Below are 16362 nucleotides of genomic sequence, written 5' to 3' on the forward strand. Positions count from 1 at the left end.
CTGAACATTACGCCTGATGACCCGAACTGAAACGGGGTTCGACGGCACGGTTTGGATCATTTTCCGATGAAGCCGCAACCACCGCTCCCCGCGCGGGAGCTGCGAGGACCCGCCCGGTGCACGCCAGCACCAGCAGCGAGACGCACCCCGCCGCCCCCGGCACCGCGAAGCCCCACAGCGCCCCACCGTGCTCCACGACGGGCCCCGCCAGGCCGGTACCCACCGAGGCGCCCACGGTGAACGTCGTCACCAGCCACGAGAACGCCTCCGTCACCGTCCCACGCGGCGCGTGCACGTCGACGAGCACGAACGCGCAGGCGATGCACGGCGCGAGGAAGACACCCGCGAGCACCGTGAGCAGCACCATGGCCACCGCGCCCGGCATCAACAGCAACGGCAGGTAGCAGACCGCCAGCAGGGCCACCAGCACCCGCAGCCGCCGCGCCGGCTCACCGGTCCACCGCCGGGCCCCGTAGACCGCTCCCCCGACCAGCGCACCCAGCCCCAGGGCGGCCATCAGCCACCCGTACACGGCGTCACCCCCGTGATCGTCGGCGTACGGCACCGAGGCGACCGTGATGGACCCGAGCGCCATCCCGATGAACAGGAACGCCCCCAGCAGCGCCAACAGCCCGCCCGACCGCAGCGCGCCCAGCCAGTGCGCCTCCCGCGGCGCCGACCGCCACGCCCGCGAGGGCGGCGACACGGCCACGGACAGCGCGCCCAGCACACCGATCCCGTTCAGCACCAGCAGCGCCGCCTGCGGCGACCACAGGGACACGCACACCGTCACCAGCAGCGGCCCGACGGTGAACATGACCTCCTGCGCCACGGCGTCCATCGCGTACGCCGTGTGCACCTGGTCCTCCTCGCCCAGCACACTCGGCCACAGCGCCCGCAGCCCGCCCTCCAGCGGCGGCGTGAACAGCCCGGCCGCCCCCACGGCCCCGTAGGCGAGCACGGCCGTCCCGGTGCCCGCGAAGGCGAACACCGCCATCGCCAGCGCCGACAGCACCGCGGCCGGCAACTGCACCCGCGGCTGCCCGTGCAGGTCCACCAGCCGCCCCAGCACCGGCTGCCCCACGGCGTTGGCGACGCCGTACACCGCGGCCAGCGCCCCCGCGAGGCTGTACGAACCGCCCTCGGCCCGCACGAACAGCACGATCGCGATCGCCGCGGTGGCGTTCGGCAACCGCCCGACCAGCGTGCCGACGAGCAGCCGCACGGCATGCCGCGCCCGGAGGATGTCCAGATACCCGGCAACCACGACCCACCTCCTTGTCCTCACTCCAGCAAGTGTTACGTATAACTCCTGCCGCCATACGTACCATGTCGCCAGTTCAGCAGTCCAGACGAAAGCGCAGGCGAACGGTGGCACGAGGCAGCACCCGCCCCACGAGCCGGGACGTCGCCCAGGCCGCCGGCGTCTCCCAGGCAGCCGTCTCCCTGGTCCTCGGCGACAAATGGCGCGGCCGCGTCTCCGAACCCACCGCCCAGCGCGTCCGCGACGCCGCCCTGGAACTCGGCTACCGCCCCAACCTGGCCGCACGCAACCTGCGCCTCGGCCGCACCCGCACCGTGCTCCTGGTCGTCCCCGCCCTCACCACCGAGTTCTTCGCCGAGGTCTACACCGGCGCCGCACGCGTCGCCGCCGAACACGGCTTCGGCGTGGTCCTCTACCCCTCACCCGAAGGCGTCGGCCCCGCCCGGGACCCCTTCGCCTCCGCACAGGCCGCCCTCGACGGCGTCATCGCCTCCTCCATGGCCGCCGACGCCCTCACCGCCATCCGCGGCGACCAACTCCCCCTCGTCATGCTCGACAGCGACCCCGACGGCAGCCTGGGCGCCGCCACCGTCAACCTCGACATCGCCGACGGCATCCGCCAGGTCACCGAACACCTGCTGTCCCTGGGCCACCGCAGCTTCCTCCACCTCGCGGCCGACATCCCGTCCTGGACCTTCGAGGTACGCGCCCGCGAACTGGCCTCACGGCTCGCCGAAGCCCCCGGCACCGAGCTGCGCACGATCCGGGCACCCATCTCGATCGAGGGCGCCCAGCGGGCCACGGAGGCCGCCCTCGCCGCGCCCGGGCCCCGGCCCACGGCGCTGGTCTGCGACGACGACAAACTCGCGGCCGGCGCCTACAAGGCCGTCCGGCGCGCCGGACTCCGCGTCCCCGACGACCTGTCCGTCACCGGCCTGGACGACCTCGGCCTCGCCACCGCCATCGACCCCGAACTCACCACCGTCCGCCTCGACGCGGAGGCCTTCGGCGAACGGGGCATGCGCGCCCTGCTGGCGGTACTGGAAGGCAGGCCCCCCGAGAAGGGGGACCTGCCGGTCAGCCTGGTGGTACGGGGGTCCACGGCCCCGCCGCGATGAGGTGGTGTGCGGTGAGGTGAGCGCCTACTCCTCGTCCGACCCGGAGTCGGCCTCGTCCGCCGCCTCAGGCGTCTTGCCGACGTCGTCACCCGCACCCGCACCGGTCTCCAGCAGCCGCGACAGCTGGCCGCCCACGATGCGCTTGAACTTGCGCTGCTGCGGACGCGTCCGGTCCAGCACCGCGACCTCCAGCCGCTCCGCCGGAATCTCCCGCTCGGTCCCGTTGGTGTCGCGGGACAGCGCCTGCACCGCCAGCTTCAGCGCCTCGGCCAGCGTCATCCCGTCCCGGTGCCGCTGGTCCAGATACCCGCTGATCTGCTCCGCGTTGCCCCCGACCGCCACCGAACCGTGCTCGTCCACGATCGAACCGTCGTGCGGCAGCCGGTAGATCTGGTCGTTCTCCGGACTGTCACCGACCTCCGCGACGACCAGCTCCACCTCGTACGGCTTCTCGGCCTGACTGGAGAAGATCGTGCCCAGCGTCTGGGCGTACACGTTCGCCAGACCGCGCGCCGTGACGTCGTCCCGGTCATAGGTGTAACCCCGCAGGTCGGCGTAGCGCACCCCGCCGATCCGCAGGTTCTCGTACTCGTTGTACTTGCCGGCGGCCGCGAAGCCGATCCGGTCGTAGATCTCGCTGAACTTGTGCAGCGCACGGGACGGATTCTCACCGACGAACACGATGCCGTCGGCGTACTGCAGCACGACCAGGCTGCGACCGCGCGCGATGCCCTTGCGGGCGTACTCCGCCCGGTCGGCCATCGCCTGCTGAGGAGATACATAGAACGGCGTCGACACCGGTTATCCGTCCCTTCCTGTCGAAATCACTGGACCACCTGACAACGAAGACCCACGCCCGCTACAGCAGCGCGGCCCGCGGACCGTCGGGCTGCTCGAGCCGGGCCCGCAGCACCGAGCCCGCCAGCTCCGCGGCCTCGTCCTCACCGAGCCGACGGAAACCGTCCTCGGTGATCACAGTGATGATCGGATAGATCCGGCGGGCGACATCGGGACCACCGGTCGCCGAGTCGTCGTCAGCCGCGTCGTACAGCGCCTGCACCACGAGCGTCGTGGCCTGCTCCTCGGTCAGGTCGTCACGGAACAGCTTCTTCATCGCACCCCGCGCGAAGACCGAGCCCGAACCCGTGGTCGCGAAGTTCCGCTCCTCGGACCGGCCGCCCGTCACGTCGTACGAGAAGATGCGGCCCCGGCCCCGGTCCACGTCGTACCCGGCGAACAGCGGCACCACGGCCAGCCCCTGCATCGCCATGCCCAGGTTGGACCGGATCATCGTCGACAGACGGTTCGCCTTGCCCTCCAGGGACAGCTGCGCACCCTCGACCTTCTCGAAGTGCTCCAGCTCCAGCTGGAACAGCTTCACCATCTCCACGGCCAGACCGGCCGTACCGGCGATGCCCACCGCCGAGTACTCGTCGGCCGGGAAGACCTTCTCGATGTCCCGCTGGGCGATCATGTTGCCCATGGTGGCCCGCCGGTCACCGGCGAGGACGACGCCCCCGGGGAACGTGACCGCCACGATCGTGGTGCCGTGCGGTGCCTCGATGACGCCCTGCACCGGCGGGAGCTGCCGGTTGCCCGGGAGCATCTCCGGCTGGTGCTCACCGAGGAAGTCCATGAAGGAAGACGATCCAGGCGTCAGGAAGGCAGCTGGTAGACGCCCGGTGCTACGAGTGTTGGCTTCCACGCGATTCCTTCCACGTAAGCGGCAGCCCGCCTTATGGCATCGGGCCGGTCCTTGAACTGCCCCAGCGCAGCGTTGCAGCTGAAGCACAGTACGCCACGGACCCTACCCGTCTCGTGGCAGTGATCCACATGTGCGGCGGGAGCGGCAAGACATATGCAGCAGACGCCGCCTTGGTCGGCGATCAACTTGTCCCGCTCGGCCTCGGTGAGGCCGTAGTGGCGCTTCAGGTGCCCTTCCCGCCCCTGGATGGCCCGGCATGCCTTGCAGCGGGTCGACAGGCCGTCGGAAGCGCTCCCATTACGGTGCCACTCACTGTGCGGCTTGACTTCACCACAGGTCCGGCAGAGCTTGTGCCCCGCTGGAACGTCGACCTTCTCCCGGACAGTCAGCCCCATGGCCTCGCGGCGGCGCCGGTAATGCGCGGCACTGTATTCCGCCACACACTCCCGACACCGCACTTGGAGGCCGTCACCGCGGTTTTTGTCCCGGGCGAACCCGGACACGGGCAGAACGCGCATGCATCCCGTGCACCGCTTCTCGCCCGATTGCCCAACCACCCCAACATCCCCCGTTACCTTCAGTTCGAAGGGAAAGTCGCCACTAGGCCTTTACTGCCCACCCTTTTGCACGAAACTCCGCACGAAATCCTCGGCATTTTCCTCGAGTACGTCGTCGATCTCGTCCAGGACGGAGTCCACGTCGTCGCTCAGCTTTTCCTGGCGTTCCTTGAGGTCCTCCGATGCCTGCGCGTCCTGCGCCTGCTCCTCGACCTCCTCGGTGGAACGCGTGGCCTTCTGCTGCCCGCCGCCGGTGTCCTTGGTCGCCATAACCCTCACCCCGCTCGGTTCGCCCGACACAGTTGCTCGGTCAAGATCAGACCCTACAAGCCCGGTCTGACATCGGCCCCGCGTTTCTCCAACGAACGGGGGCCATCTCGATGGTTCCCGGACCGGGTGGGTTTCCACCCTGTCCGGCGGTCTCCTCCGTGTACCCGCTCGGCCCGCTCACCCGCCGGACAGGACCCTGACCAGGTCGTCCGCGGTGCGGCAGCGGTCCAGGAGCTCCTTGACGTGATTACGCGTTCCGCGAAGCGGTTCCAGGGTTGGGACCCGCTGGAGCGAGTCCCGGCCCGGCAGATCGAAGATCACCGAGTCCCAGGAGGCCGCCGCGACGTCGTCCGCGTACTGCTCCAGGCAGCGCCCCCGGAAGTAGGCCCTGGTGTCCTCCGGCGGCTTCGTACGGGCCCGCTCGACCTCGTTCTCGTCCAGCAGGCGCTTGATGCGGCCGCGGTCCACCAGGCGGTTGTAGAGGCCCTTGTCGGGCCGTACGTCGGCGTACTGGAGGTCGACGAGGTGCAGCCGGGCGGCGTCCCAGTCGACGTTGTCGCGGCGGCGGTAGCCCTCCATGAGCTCCCGCTTGGCGACCCAGTCCAGCTCGCCGGCGAGGCTCATCGGGTCGTTCTCGAGCCGGTTGAGGGTGTCCTCCCAGCGGCCGAGGACGTCCTTGGTCTGGTCGTCGGCGTCGGCGCCGTACCGCTCCTCGACGTATTTGCGGGCCAGCTCGTAGTACTCCATCTGGAGCTGCACGGCGGTCAGTGTGCGGCCGCTGCGCAGCGTGACGAGGTGCTTGAGCGTGGGGTCGTGCGAGACCTGGTGAAGGGTGCGTACGGGCTGGTCCACGGCGAGGTCGACGGCGATGAAGCCGTCCTCGATCATGGACAGGACCAGGGCCGTCGTGCCCAGCTTGAGGTACGTCGAGATCTCGGACAGGTTCGCGTCGCCGATGATGACGTGCAGCCGGCGCCACTTCTCGGCGTCCGCGTGCGGTTCGTCGCGGGTGTTGATGATGGGGCGCTTGAGTGTCGTCTCCAGGCCGACCTCGACCTCGAAGTAGTCGGCGCGCTGGCTGAGCTGGAAGCCGTGTTCGTGGCCGTCCTGGCCGATGCCGACGCGGCCGGCGCCGGTGAAGACCTGGCGGGAGACGAAGAAGGGCGTCAGGTGGCGCACGATGTCCGAGAAAGCGGTTTCCCGCTTCATCAGGTAGTTCTCGTGCGTGCCGTAGGAGGCGCCCTTGTTGTCGGTGTTGTTCTTGTAGAGGTGGATGGGCTGGGCGCCGGGCAGCTGGGCTGCGCGTTCGGCGGCCTCGGCCATGATGCGCTCGCCGGCCTTGTCCCACAGGACGGCGTCGCGGGGGTTGGTGACTTCCGGAGCGCTGTATTCGGGGTGGGCGTGGTCGACGTAGAGCCGTGCTCCGTTGGTGAGGATGACGTTGGCGAGGCCGATGTCCTCGTCGGTGAGCTGGCTGGAGTCGGCGGCCTCGCGGGCGAGGTCGAAGCCTCGCGCGTCCCGGAGCGGGTTCTCCTCCTCGAAGTCCCAGCGGGCCCGGCGGGCCCGGTGCATCGCCGCCGCGTAGGCGTTGACGATCTGGGACGAGGTGAGCATGGCATTGGCGTTGGGGTGGCCGGGGACGGAGATTCCGTACTCCGTCTCGATGCCCATTACTCGCCGTACGGTCATGCGGCCCTCCTTGCCCGGCGGCGCCCGTAGTGGGCGCCGCTCAAGTACCGCTGGCGCTCCGATGCGTGTGCGGTGCCCGTCCCCGCACTGCGCGACTCGGCGGTATGGAAGAGCCTAGAACGCCTTTGCGCTGGCGGGGAGATCATTTGCGTCATTGCCTTGCTCCAGCCGGGGCTCCGGAAAACAGTCGGCTGCGGGTACCCGGTGAGGGCACCCGCAGCCGCCCCGCTTTTACAGGTACTGACCGGTGTTCGCCACCGTGTCGATGGAGCGTCCGGTGTCCGCGCCCTGCTTTCCGGTGACGAGCGTACGGATGTACACGATCCGTTCGCCCTTCTTTCCGGAGATGCGGGCCCAGTCGTCGGGGTTGGTGGTGTTGGGCAGGTCCTCGTTCTCCTTGAACTCGTCCACGCAGGCCTGGAGGAGGTGGGAGACGCGGAGGCCCTTCTGGTTCTTGTCGAGGAAGTCCTTGATCGCCATCTTCTTGGCGCGGCCCACGATGTTCTCGATCATGGCGCCGGAATTGAAGTCCTTGAAATAGAGGACTTCCTTGTCGCCGTTGGCGTAGGTGACTTCCAGGAAGCGGTTCTCCTCGGATTCGGCGTACATCTGTTCCACCGCCGTCTGGATCATGCTCTGGACGGTGGCCGCCTTGTCCTTCTCGTGCTCCGCGAGGTCGTCGGAGTGGAGGGGGAGGCGTTCGGTGAGGTACTTGCCGAAGATGTCCTTGGCCGCTTCGGCGTCCGGACGTTCGATCTTGATCTTCACGTCGAGCCGGCCGGGCCGCAGGATGGCGGGGTCGATCATGTCCTCGCGGTTGGAGGCGCCGATGACGACCACGTTCTGCAGGCCTTCCACGCCGTCGATCTCGGCGAGCAGCTGCGGGACGATGGTGTTCTCCACGTCCGAGCTGACGCCGGAGCCGCGGGTGCGGAAGAGGGATTCCATCTCGTCGAAGAAGACGATGACGGGGGTGCCCTCGCTGGCCTTCTCACGGGCCCGCTGGAAGACCAGGCGGATCTGCCGCTCGGTCTCGCCCACGTATTTGTTGAGGAGCTCGGGGCCCTTGATGTTGAGGAAGAAGCTCTTGCCGGCGGCCTGTCCGGTGACCTCGGCGACCTTCTTGGCCAGCGAGTTGGCGACGGCCTTGGCGATGAGCGTCTTGCCGCATCCGGGGGGCCCGTAGAGCAGGACGCCCTTGGGCGGGCGCAGCTCGTGCTCCCGGAACAGGTCGGGGTAGAGATAGGGGAGCTCGACCGCGTCGCGGATGGCTTCGATCTGTCCGCCGAGGCCACCGATCTGCTCGTAGCCGATGTCGGGGACCTCTTCGAGGACGAGTTCTTCGACCTCGCTCTTGGGGACGACCTCGTAGACATAGCCGGAGCGGGGTTCGAGCAGGAGGGCGTCGCCGGGGCGGATGGTGAGGCCGCGCAGGGGTTCGGCGAGTCGTACCACTCTTTCCTCGTCGGTGTGGCCGAGTACCAGGGCACGCTCGCCGTCCTCAAGGATCTCCTTGAGGGTGACGATGTCGCCGACGCTCTCGTACTCCATGGCCTCGACCACGTTGAGTGCTTCGTTGAGCATCACTTCCTGGCCGCGCCGGAGCTCGTCGAGCTCGACGCTCGGGCTGACGTTCACCCTGAGTTTGCGGCCGCCGGTGAAGATGTCGGCGGTGCCGTCCTCGTTGGCCTGCAGGAAGACACCGAAGCCGGCGGGTGGCTGGGCCAGCCGGTCGACTTCTTCCTTGAGGGCCACGATCTGGTCGCGGGCCTCGCGGAGTGTGCCGGCGAGTCGCTCGTTCTGGGCGGACACGCCGGCCAGGTTGGTCTGCAGTTCGACGATCCGCTCTTCGAGAATTCTCGTGTGTCGCGGAGATTCGGCGAGCTTGCGTCGCAGGACGGCGATCTCCTGCTCAAGGTAGGCCACCTGCCCGGCCGGGTCCTCGGACCCGCGTCCCGGGCGGATGCCGCGGTTCATGTCGTCGTCGTGGGCTGCCACGGTCCTCACCTCCTCCATGGGGAGCTGGACGCTTCCAGACCCTACCTGGGTGGGTGTCGATTGAAACCCCTAGATCACAAAGACGGTCGGGGTGTGTCCGATCTTCACCCTTGCGCTCTCCCTCACGCCAGGGGAATACCCACGGAACGTGGAGGGAACCCCGGCGAGGGTAGGCTCGAAGTGTTCAACACCCGTCAGAGCTGGCCGGATTCCCGAGCGGCTCGGCGCAGGAAACGGCAGGAGAGATGAGCGTGCAGCAGGAGGCCGGAGTCGACGGCGAGGCTCTGGAGGTCTGGATCGACCAGGACCTGTGTACCGGCGACGGCATCTGCGCCCAGTACGCGCCCGAGGTGTTCGAGCTGGACATCGACGGTCTGGCCTATGTGAAGGGCGCGGACGACGAGCTGCTGCAGGCGCCTGGGGCGACAACGCCCGTGCCGCTGACGCTTCTCACGGATGTGGTGGACTCCGCGAAGGAGTGTCCGGGCGAGTGCATCCACGTACGTCGGGTTTCGGACAGGGCAGAGGTGTACGGTCCGGACTCAGAGTGACCAAACTGTGACGTGGCGCGTACGTTCCGTGACCGATGTCTGGTGTGTCACACAGTCGGTCCGGGGGCGCGGGTCACACGGTGCGTGCCTGTGAGGGCGTGTCGCTGACGAACGCGCCGTTCTTCCACTGCCACTTCACGTCATCCGTGACGTCGGGGCAGCAACTGGGCACGTCGGCCGTCGAGTAGCCGAGCAGGGTGGCGCGGACGACGCCGTCGCGCACCGCGAGGTCGGTAGCGGTACGGCGGTCCTTGGGGTCCACGAGGGTGGCGACGACGCGGGGCTTGCCGCTGTGGGTGTCCCGTGTGATGACGTACACGCCGTCGGGGGGTGTGCCCATGGGTGCGTCGCAGTGGACGACGGCCACTGTTTCGGGCCGACCGTCGCCGTCGAGGTCGCCGGAGGCCTTCTTCTGTACGAGGGCCTTGACCGGGCCGCATTCCAGGGGGAAGGCCACGGTGGCCGGATCGGGCGGCGCGATGTGGGCCGGTGCGCTCTTGGGAGCGGGGGCCGCGGGCTTGTCGCCGCTCTGGGCCGCCGTCGCGGCGTCGGGCTGGAGGACCGGGGAGAGGGCGACCACCGCGGCGATGGCCGTGGCGGTGGCGACCCAGTGGATCGGCCGGGTGTGGGTGTGCGAGAGGTCCGGAACGGCGGGGTGCTGCACGAGGAGTGTCTCCTGTGAGGGCTGTGCCGGTGGGGGTGGCCAGCATCGTGCCACACGTCACAGTGCGGGGGAACGGCGGGGTGGGTACTCGTTCCGATTCTCGTGCGGGCGGGTGTCCCGTCGGGTGGTCGCCGTCAACGCGTCGACGCCGTGGTGGAGTTCCGGCGGTGTCCCGGAACTCCACCACGGCGTCGGTACGTTGTACGCGGCACGGGCCGCCTCAGCGGCCGGAGCCGCCGCCGGCGTTGGGGCCGTCGTAGTCCTCGCCGTAGGCGCCCTTGGCGGGGCGGCGGCGGCGCATGGGGGGCTCGACGCCGTCGGCGAGGCGGCGGGCGGTGAGCAGGAAGCCGGTGTGGCCGATCATCCGGTGGTCGGGGCGGACGGCGAGGCCCTCCACGTGCCAGTTGCGGATCATCGTCTCCCAGGAGGTGGGCTCGTTGAAGCAGCCGATCTCGCGGATGGACTCGACGGTCCGGGCGAGCTGGGTGGTGGTCGCGACGTAGCAGCACAGGATGCCGCCGGGCACGAGTGCCTTGGAGACGGCCTCCAGGCATTCCCACGGGGCGAGCATGTCGAGGATGACGCGGTCGACGTCGGCGTCGGACAGGTTGTCCTGGAGGTCGCCGACGGTGAGCTGCCAGGCGGGGTGCGGGCCGCCGAAGTAGCGCTGCACGTTCTGCTGGGCGATCTCGGCGAAGTCCTCGCGGCGCTCGTAGGAGTGCAGCATGCCCTGGTCGCCGATGGCGCGCAGCAGGAAGCTGCTGAGGGAGCCGGAGCCCACGCCGGCCTCCACGACGCGTGCGCCGGGGAAGATGTCGGCGAAGGCGAGGATCTGCCCCGCGTCCTTCGGGTAGACGACGGCTGCGCCGCGGGGCATGGACAGGACGTAGTCGGGGAGCAGGGGGCGCAGCGCGAGGTAGGCGACGTTCCCGGTGGTGCGGACGACGCTGCCCTCGGGAGCACCGATCAGTTCGTCGTGGGGGAAGGAACCCTTGTGGGTGTGGAAGTTCTTCCCGGCCTCGAGCGTGAACGTGTAGTGGCGGCCCTTGGGGTCGGTCAGCTGAACCTGGTCCCCGACCTTGAAGGGCCCGCGCCTGCGGGCGGCACCGGTCGGTTCGGACATGTGACCAGCCTACCGGTCCCGGGCGGGGCCGCCGACCACCGCTTGAGGAGAGCGGTACTCAGGAGGGGCGGGCCATGGCCTTGACGAAGGCGCGTTCCACGTCGGCCGCGGACAGGACGCCGTAGATCTCACCGGTCTCCTCGACGACGAGGTACTCGGTGGCCGGGTTGGCGCGCAGGGCGTCCAGGAGTTCCTCGCCGGACAGCTCGGCGGAGACGCGCATGCCGTCGGTGAGGTCCTGGGCGAGGGTGCTGACGGCCACCCAGGGGCGGCGGTGCTCGGGTACGCCGACGATGGCGGCCTCGCGGACCAGGGAGGCGGGGGTGCCGTCGGCGTCGACGACGACCAGGGCGCGGGCTCCGGAGGCGTTGGCGCGGCGCAGGGCCTCGGAGAGGGGGGTGTCGGCCTGGACGGGGACGGCGCGCCGGGTGAGGGCGCGGGCGCGCAGCTCGGGGAGGTGTTCGCGCAGGCGGGCCATGCGGAGGCTGTTTCCGGCGCCGGTCCAGATGATGGCGGCGAGGATGGCGGCGAGCAGGGCGTCCATGACGGTGTCCATGCCGACGTCGTCCGCGGCGTCGCTGCCGAGTGACTGGGTGAGCAGGGGCAGGCCGATCAGTACGGCGATGGCGAGGGCGCGGCCGACCCAGGCGGCGGCGATCGTGCCGCTCATCGGTTTGCCGGTGATCTTCCAGACGACGGCGCGGAGCATGCGTCCGCCGTCGAGGGGGAGGCCGGGCAGCAGGTTGAAGGCGGCGACGATGAGGTTGGAGACCATCAGGCCGGCCAGCAGCACGCCGGCGACGCTGTCGGGCTCCACGGGGAGCAGGGCGGCGTAGAAGACGCCGGAGAGGACGAGGGAGAGCAGGGGGCCGACGAAGGCCAGCACGAATTCGCGGCCGGGGGTCTCGGCCTCCTTCTCGATCTCGGAGACGCCGCCGAAGAACTGGAGCTGGATGCGGCGGACGGGGAGCTTGAAGCGGAGGGCGGCGACGGTGTGGGCGAGCTCGTGGACGAGGACGGAGGCGTAGAAGGCGACGGCGAAGAAGAGGGAGACCAGGTAGCGGGCGGCGCCCAGCTCGGGCAGTACGCGGTCGAGCTGGCCGCCGAACACCCAGGTGATCAGGGCGGCGACGAGGAACCAGCTGGGGGCGACGTACACGGGCACGCCGAAGGGCCGGCCCATCAGCAGCCCGCCCCCGGGCTCAGGTCGGCGCCGCGGGGGTCGTCCCGGGCCGCCCGTGTGGTCGGTGTGGGCCTCGGTGCGGTGGCGTGGGGGGCCGGTGTGGTGAGCGGCGTGCCGGGGGCCCGCGGCCGGGGCGGGGGGCTCGGGGGGTCCCGGCTCGCGCGCGCCGTCCGACGGCGGCTGCAACCGGGCGTTCGTGTCGTCCTCGCCGCGGGTGTCCGCGTCCGGTTTCCCGGTCGCCGTGTCCGGGGCGGACCGGCCGGGCTCGTCGCGTGCGGCGGGGCTCTCGCCGGGGGTCTCCCCCGGTGTGGCGGGCACGGGCGTCTGCGGTCCCGGCGTCTCGCGTCCCTGTGTCTCGGGTCCCTGTGTCTCGGGCTCCGGCGTCTCGGCGCCTCGCGTCTCGGGTCCCGTGGCCGTCGGGCCGGCGGGTTCGCGTGGTGCGGGGTCGGTGGGGTCGGCGGCCGGGGCCGTGGGATGTGCCTGGGGCTCGGCCGACTCGTCGTTGCCGGACCGCGGCTGCCCGCTCCCGCCGCTCACGTCCACGGTGTCCCCTCGTTCGAAGCGTCTCCCGCCTGCCGGTCGGGAGGGTCTCGTGTCGATGGTATGCGTCCCTTGCCGCCCGTTCCGCTCCGGCACCCCTCTGCTTCCCCTCCGTCACACGGGTCACGCCTGCGGGCTGGGTCGCTGTCGGTGGCCGGCCGTAAGGTCGGTGGCTATGGAGACGAGTACCGAGGATGTCGCGGAGGACGCCGGCGGCCCATCCCGACCGGCGGCGGCAGTGGTGGACCAGGCGGACGCGGTGGTGGAGCCGGCGGTGGAGCCGGCGGCCCCGGCGGCGGGCCCGACGGCCGCGGCCGCCTCGCCCGCGCCGGTGTCGATACCTCCCACCTCGCTCTCGCCCTCCCGGGCCGGCGACTTCATGCAGTGCCCGCTGCTGTACCGGTTCCGGGTCATCGACCGGCTGCCGGAGAAGCCCAGCGAGGCGGCGACCAGGGGCACCCTGGTGCACGCGGTGCTGGAGCGGCTCTTCGACGCCCCGGCGGCCGAGCGCACGGCGCCGAGGGCGAAGGCGCTGGTCCCCGGCCAGTGGAACCGGCTGCGGGAGAGCAGGCCGGAGGTCGGTGAGCTGTTCGCGGACGATCCGCGGGGCGAGCGGCTGGCGCAGTGGCTGACCGAGGCGGAGCGGCTCGTCGAGCGCTGGTTCACCCTGGAGGACCCGAGCCGGCTGGAGCCCGCCGAGCGGGAGCTGTTCGTCGAGGCCGAGCTGGACTCCGGGCTGCGGTTGCGCGGCATCATCGACCGGGTCGACGTGGCCCCCACCGGCGAGGTGCGGATCGTCGACTACAAGACGGGCAAGGCGCCCCGGCCGCAGTACGCCGAGGGCGCGCTGTTCCAGATGAAGTTCTACGCGCTGGTGGTGTGGCGGCTGAAGAAGGTCGTCCCGCGGCGGCTGCAGCTGGTCTATCTCGGCAGCGGCGACGTGCTCACCTACGACCCGGTCCTGGCCGACCTGGAGCGGGTCGAGCGCAAGCTGCTGGCGCTGTGGGAGGCGATCCGGCTGGCGACCGAGACGGGTGACTGGCGGCCGCGTCCCACGAAGCTGTGCGGCTGGTGCGACCACCAGGCGCACTGTCCGGAGTTCGGCGGCACTCCCCCGCCCTACCCGCTGCCGGTGAGGGCGGCCGATCCCGGCGTCGTCGAGCAGGGCAGAATGGGGCCGGACTAGCGAGAAGGAGACTTACGTGGCCATCCGCGTCCTACTGGTCGACGACCAGCCGCTGCTGCGCACGGGCTTCCGGATGATTCTGGAGGCGGAGCAGGACCTCGCGGTCGTCGGCGAGGCCGGAGACGGCCTCCAGGCGCTCGATCAGGTGCGGGCGCTGCAGCCCGATGTGGTGCTGATGGACATCCGCATGCCGCGGATGGACGGAGTGGAGGCGACCCGGCAGATCACCGGGCCCGAGCGGGACGGCCCGGCGAAGGTGCTGGTGCTGACCACGTTCGACCTCGACGAGTACGTGGTCGAGGCGCTGAAGGCGGGCGCCAGCGGTTTCCTGCTCAAGGACGCCCCGGCCAACGAGCTGGTGCAGGCGATCCGTGTGGTGGCGGGCGGCGAGGCGATGCTCGCACCGAGCATCACCCGGCGGCTGCTCGACAAGTACGCCACGCATCTGCCCTCCGGGGACGAGCCGGTGCCGGACACCCTGCACACGCTGACGGACCGTGAGGTCGAGGTGCTGAAGCTGGTGGCCCGCGGGCTGTCCAACGCGGAGATCGCCGCGGACCTGTTCGTCAGCGAGACCACCGTCAAGACCCACGTGGGGCATGTGCTGACCAAGCTGGGCCTGCGGGACCGGGTGCAGGCCGCGGTGTACGCGTACGAGAGCGGTCTGGTGCGTCCCGGCGCGCAGTAGCCGCTCCCGGCGGCATGCGCATGTGCACAACCAGGCGTGCGCACAACCCGAAGGGCGCCTTCCTCCGACCGGAGGAAGGCGCCCTTCGGGCTTGTCCGGTGCCGGCGTCAGCCGCTCACGCCCCGGCCCAGCTCCCACAGCTGGAGCGAGGAGGAGGAGTTGAGGAGGTAGGCCGTGCCGGTGACGTCGTCGCGGGTGGCGACGTACTGCTTGCCCTGCCAGAGCGGGATCAGCGGGACGTCCTTGGCGGTGATGTCCTGGATCTCGGTGAGGCTGTCCACCGCGGAGAGCCGGTCGGCCTCGCCGCGGGAGGCGGGGATCAGGTCGTTGATGATCTGCGAGTTGGCGTACGGGATGTTGAGGGTGTTGCCCTTGTCGAGGAACGGCGCGACGAAGCTGTCGGCGTCCGGGAAGTCGGGGAACCAGCCCATGCCGAAGACGTCGTACTCCCGGTTGCGCTCCGCCTTGTGGAACTTCTCCCAGGGCGTGCCCTTGATGTCGACGTCGAACAGACCGCTGTCGTTCAGCTGCTTCTGGAGGTGCTCGAACTCCGGCTTGGTCGCGGCACCGTAGTGGTCCGTCGTGTAGTGCAGCGTCAGCTTGACCGGCGTGGTGATGTCCGCGTCCTCCAGCATCGCCTTCGCCTTGGCGACGCTGGGGTCGCCGTACTTGTTGAAGAACGAGTTGGAGTGGCCGGTGATGCCGGCCGGAACCATCGAGTACAGCGGTTCGGCCTGGGATCCGTAGACCGCGGAGACGAGTTCGCTGCGGTTGATGAGCTGGGCCATGGCGGTGCGGACGGCCTTGTCCTTGACCGTGGCGGCGTCCGTGTTGAAGGCGAGGTAGCGGATCTCGAGGCCGGCCACCTCGACCAGGCCGACGTCGCCGTCCGTGGCCTTGGACAGGTTCTGAACCTGTTCCGGCGTCATCGCGCGGGTCATCACGTCGATGTCGCCCTTGTCGATGGCGTCGCCCATGGTTTCGGCGTCGGCGAAGGACACGAGTTCGACCTTGTCGTTGTTCACCTTGAGACTCCCCTTGTAAGTGGGGTTCTTGGTGAACACGGCCTTGGTCATCTGGTCGCCCTCGACCTCGGCCTTCATCGTGTACGGTCCCGAGCCGGTCAGCTCGAAGCCGTCGCGCAGCTTGTCCTTCTCGTAGTCCTTCGGGTTGACGATGCCGGCGACCGGCGTCGACAGCTTGAACGGGAAGGTGGCGTCGGCGGTGTTGAGGTGGAAGATGACCTCGCGGTCGCCCTTCGTCTCGACGGTGTCGACCGTGGAGAGGATGGAGGCCACCTCGGTGTCGGCGTTGATCTTCCGGACGCGCTCGATGGAGTACTTCACGTCCTCGGCGGTGACCGGGTCTCCGTTGGCGAATTCCAGGCCGTCCCGCAGGGTGCACGCGTAGCGCTCGTTGCCGGTGTCGGTGAATCCGCACTGCTGGGCGGCCTCGGGCACGGGTTCGCCGTCACCGCGGGGCAGCACCATCAGCGTCTGCGAGGTCTGGCGCATGATGTTCCAGGCGCCGACGTCGTAGGCGTACGCCGGGTCGAAGGGCGCGGTGATCTCTTTCGAGACGCTGAACCCGTCCGTGGTGCCGACGGCGATCGCGTCCCCGTCGCCGCTGCCGCTGTCCGATCCGCCGCAGGCGGCGAGCACCGGCGCGAGCAGGCCGACGACGGCCGGCAGCACCAAAGTCTTGCGGTTCATGCTCGAGTTTCTCCAGAGCTGTCGGTCCGTGTATCCGGCATGCAGGGGTGTCGCGGCGGATCACGGGGGTAGTGGCCGATGTTCTCGCGACGAGATTAGTCCGCGCCCGCACGG

General features: G+C 69.9%; 15 protein-coding genes. 4 read left to right on the forward strand and 11 right to left on the reverse strand.

Annotation, left to right across the window (positions count from 1 at the left end; all coding sequences use genetic code 11):
- Positions 1-7: 7 nt before the first annotated feature.
- Complete coding sequence (locus ACZ56V_RS27420; RefSeq protein WP_398917340.1) at positions 8-1267, reverse strand: MFS transporter; 1260 nt, start codon at positions 1265-1267, stop codon at positions 8-10.
- A gap of 104 nt (positions 1268-1371) precedes the next feature.
- Here ACZ56V_RS27420 and ACZ56V_RS27425 point away from each other — a divergent pair, with 104 nt between their 5' ends.
- Positions 1372-2382 carry a LacI family DNA-binding transcriptional regulator gene (locus ACZ56V_RS27425; protein ID WP_468945887.1) on the forward strand — a complete coding sequence of 337 codons (1011 nt, stop codon included), beginning with the start codon at positions 1372-1374 and terminating at the stop codon, positions 2380-2382.
- Between the two features lie 24 nt (positions 2383-2406).
- Here ACZ56V_RS27425 and prcA read toward each other — a convergent pair whose 3' ends face one another.
- The 6 genes from prcA to arc form a co-directional block, all read right to left on the reverse strand.
- A complete protein-coding gene (gene prcA, locus ACZ56V_RS27430; protein ID WP_467382008.1) occupies positions 2407-3180 on the reverse strand; it encodes a proteasome subunit alpha in 774 nt (257 codons plus the stop codon).
- Positions 3181-3241: 61 nt separating this feature from the next.
- Complete coding sequence (gene prcB, locus ACZ56V_RS27435; protein ID WP_356368912.1) at positions 3242-4087, reverse strand: proteasome subunit beta; 846 nt, start codon at positions 4085-4087, stop codon at positions 3242-3244.
- A complete protein-coding gene (locus tag ACZ56V_RS27440; protein WP_468945890.1) occupies positions 4039-4605 on the reverse strand; it encodes an endonuclease VII domain-containing protein in 567 nt (188 codons plus the stop codon). Before ACZ56V_RS27440 ends, prcB begins: the two co-directional genes overlap by 49 nt.
- Positions 4606-4695: 90 nt before the next feature.
- Complete coding sequence (locus ACZ56V_RS27445) at positions 4696-4914, reverse strand: ubiquitin-like protein Pup (protein ID WP_016325855.1); 219 nt, start codon at positions 4912-4914, stop codon at positions 4696-4698.
- Positions 4915-5091: 177 nt separating this feature from the next.
- The gene (gene dop / locus ACZ56V_RS27450) at positions 5092-6603 is read right to left on the reverse strand and encodes a depupylase/deamidase Dop (RefSeq protein ID WP_338119079.1); all 1512 of its coding nucleotides are present in this window, start codon (positions 6601-6603) and stop codon (positions 5092-5094) included.
- A gap of 231 nt (positions 6604-6834) precedes the next feature.
- Positions 6835-8601 (reverse strand): proteasome ATPase, encoded by a 1767-nt coding sequence (gene arc, locus ACZ56V_RS27455; RefSeq protein WP_030190765.1) that lies wholly within the window; start codon positions 8599-8601, stop codon positions 6835-6837.
- Between the two features lie 245 nt (positions 8602-8846).
- Here arc and ACZ56V_RS27460 point away from each other — a divergent pair, with 245 nt between their 5' ends.
- On the forward strand, positions 8847-9152 hold the full coding sequence (locus tag ACZ56V_RS27460) for a ferredoxin (RefSeq protein ID WP_052837735.1): 306 nt from the start codon (positions 8847-8849) through the stop codon (positions 9150-9152).
- A 73-nt stretch (positions 9153-9225) separates the two neighbouring features.
- Here ACZ56V_RS27460 and ACZ56V_RS27465 read toward each other — a convergent pair whose 3' ends face one another.
- The 3 genes from ACZ56V_RS27465 to ACZ56V_RS27475 all read right to left on the reverse strand — a co-directional run bounded on the left by ACZ56V_RS27465 (position 9226) and on the right by ACZ56V_RS27475 (position 12665).
- A complete protein-coding gene (locus ACZ56V_RS27465) occupies positions 9226-9816 on the reverse strand; it encodes a hypothetical protein (protein ID WP_398917349.1) in 591 nt (196 codons plus the stop codon).
- Positions 9817-10036: 220 nt separating this feature from the next.
- On the reverse strand, positions 10037-10939 hold the full coding sequence (locus ACZ56V_RS27470) for a tRNA (adenine-N1)-methyltransferase (protein WP_030190757.1): 903 nt from the start codon (positions 10937-10939) through the stop codon (positions 10037-10039).
- Positions 10940-10997: 58 nt separating this feature from the next.
- Positions 10998-12665 carry a site-2 protease family protein gene (locus ACZ56V_RS27475; protein WP_468945897.1) on the reverse strand — a complete coding sequence of 556 codons (1668 nt, stop codon included), beginning with the start codon at positions 12663-12665 and terminating at the stop codon, positions 10998-11000.
- 172 nt (positions 12666-12837) lie between these two features.
- Between ACZ56V_RS27475 and ACZ56V_RS27480 the strand changes: the two genes are divergently transcribed.
- A complete protein-coding gene (locus ACZ56V_RS27480; RefSeq protein WP_468945900.1) occupies positions 12838-13848 on the forward strand; it encodes a RecB family exonuclease in 1011 nt (336 codons plus the stop codon).
- Positions 13849-13864: 16 nt separating this feature from the next.
- Complete coding sequence (locus ACZ56V_RS27485) at positions 13865-14536, forward strand: response regulator (RefSeq protein WP_007447882.1); 672 nt, start codon at positions 13865-13867, stop codon at positions 14534-14536.
- Between the two features lie 107 nt (positions 14537-14643).
- On the opposite strand, the gene ACZ56V_RS27490 is transcribed toward ACZ56V_RS27485, so the two are convergent.
- Positions 14644-16248, reverse strand: coding sequence for an ABC transporter substrate-binding protein (locus ACZ56V_RS27490; protein ID WP_398917354.1), 1605 nt, complete (start codon positions 16246-16248; stop codon positions 14644-14646).
- Positions 16249-16362: the final 114 nt, after the last annotated feature.

The sequence above is a fragment of the Streptomyces sp. NPDC034099 genome (assembly GCF_055575415.1).

Bases quoted from the DNA above. Each gene is read 5' to 3' on its own strand.
- ACZ56V_RS27440 (WP_468945890.1), bottom strand. From the start codon at position 4,605: ATGCGCGTTCTGCCCGTGTCCGGGTTCGCCCGGGACAAAAACCGCGGT.
- ACZ56V_RS27445 (WP_016325855.1), bottom strand. From the start codon at position 4,914: ATGGCGACCAAGGACACCGGCGGCGGGCAGCAGAAGGCCACGCGTTCC.
- ACZ56V_RS27460 (WP_052837735.1), top strand. From the start codon at position 8,847: ATGAGCGTGCAGCAGGAGGCCGGAGTCGACGGCGAGGCTCTGGAGGTC.
- ACZ56V_RS27470 (WP_030190757.1), bottom strand. From the start codon at position 10,939: ATGTCCGAACCGACCGGTGCCGCCCGCAGGCGCGGGCCCTTCAAGGTC.
- ACZ56V_RS27480 (WP_468945900.1), top strand. From the start codon at position 12,838: ATGGAGACGAGTACCGAGGATGTCGCGGAGGACGCCGGCGGCCCATCC.
- ACZ56V_RS27490 (WP_398917354.1), bottom strand. From the start codon at position 16,248: ATGAACCGCAAGACTTTGGTGCTGCCGGCCGTCGTCGGCCTGCTCGCG.
- dop (WP_338119079.1), bottom strand. From the start codon at position 6,603: ATGACCGTACGGCGAGTAATGGGCATCGAGACGGAGTACGGAATCTCC.